The 1,400-nt window shown below is 54.7% G+C and carries 1 protein-coding gene; it reads left to right on the top strand.

From position 1 onward, the window contains the following. Positions 1-358 precede the first annotated feature (358 nt). Positions 359-1,400: hypothetical protein (locus tag AC1DQP_RS20505; protein ID WP_478052433.1), on the top strand; the 1,042-nt coding region annotated here is incomplete at its 3' end.

Raw genomic sequence — 1,400 nt, 5'->3', positions numbered from 1 at the left:
CTCCACTAGTCGATCTAAGGATACTCTTGTCGATGTTTTCTGCGAGTCAGGAGATCTATTCGCGACTGGGGGCAACGAACGCTGGCGGAAGGTGCTCTCAAGCATCGCGCCTGCCATCGTCTTCCAAGTCGGCTCGTTCGATCTCGAGGTGCGCATGCGTCTCTCACTTCACGGTAAGCATTCCACACGCCTCAGAATGCTGAGGCCCGGGGATAGATCCGGTCGTGCATCATTCTTCAGAGTAGATCCACCAGCCCGTCGACCCTTATCGTCTCTTCTGAGGGGAAGCATATTTGAGGGCACGTCGAGCGCCCTGCAGATGCTTYGGTCTCTCCAGTGGGATTTTGGTGCACGAAATATGCTCGTAGTTGCCTCGGGGACCGAGCGTACAACCAACCGTCATGCAATTATGGGTATCCGCAGAGACTTGCTGGAAGAAGGAAGGCTTGTCGCGGTCATTGACTTCCCTAGAGCCCCGGGAGATCGCGTGGGCAAAAGCGCGTGGCTTATCCGCGAAAACCTAGCCATGGACCGCAGAGGCGTGCTGATGATAAACGCCAGCGCTATGGAGGTACCGTCAGGTCGCCAAGAGTACGGATCGCTCGCTGAATTTGCCGGTCGCATTGTGAACTTGTTTCTAGGTGAGAGCGTATCCTCCCGATGGGCAACTTCAAGTCATGAGGACTCCGCGGCACACTATCGACACCTATTTGATCGGGAGTTCGCGGGCGGATATCGGAACGTCAAGGGCCTTTGCCGCGTGGTCTCTCAAAGGGAGATCGAGGCGAAGGGAAATGTGCTTCTGGCGCAGCAGTATGTGCTTCGGGCCGCGGAAGATGCCTCACTTTCAGGCATCGACGGAACTCCACTGTTAGATCTCCTGCACCCCTCCGTCACTGGCGGTCGCACAATTTACCTCATTGGTAACAACGGAGAGGGAAAGAGCTTGCTCTTAAGGGAGATTGCACACACTTCCAGCAGCCACGAACGTAAGACTATCGGCATTTCCTGCAGCACTTCAGACCGATTTCCCTTAAAGAAGGACCTCTCCCCAGGATTTGAGAGTTTCATCTATGAGGGTGCACGCACCTCAGAGCAGACGGCAAACCTGAAGAGATTCGCGACTGACGTCTGTCGTAAATTCATCCAGATTCATCGTTGCCCTACGCGCCTTGGTGTTTTCAACGACGTGCTCGGCCTCATAGATTTCAATGCCCGCCGCTACTTGATGCCGCTGAAGTCTTCAGGGAGTGGCATGAACGCGCATAGAGACCGGATCTTTGAGCGCACGATCGAGGTAGGAGGTGATGCCTCTCTCAATCAGGAGCTAACCGAGAACATCAATGTAGCAGGCATGCAGATTGCCCTCATGCGTTCAGAGTCAAACGGTGTCATCACAC

The sequence above is a fragment of the Stenotrophomonas sp. P5_A8 genome (genome assembly GCF_056400545.1).
The sequence above is the reverse complement of the archived record's forward strand: the minus strand, read 5'-3'. Positions and strand labels throughout refer to the sequence as shown.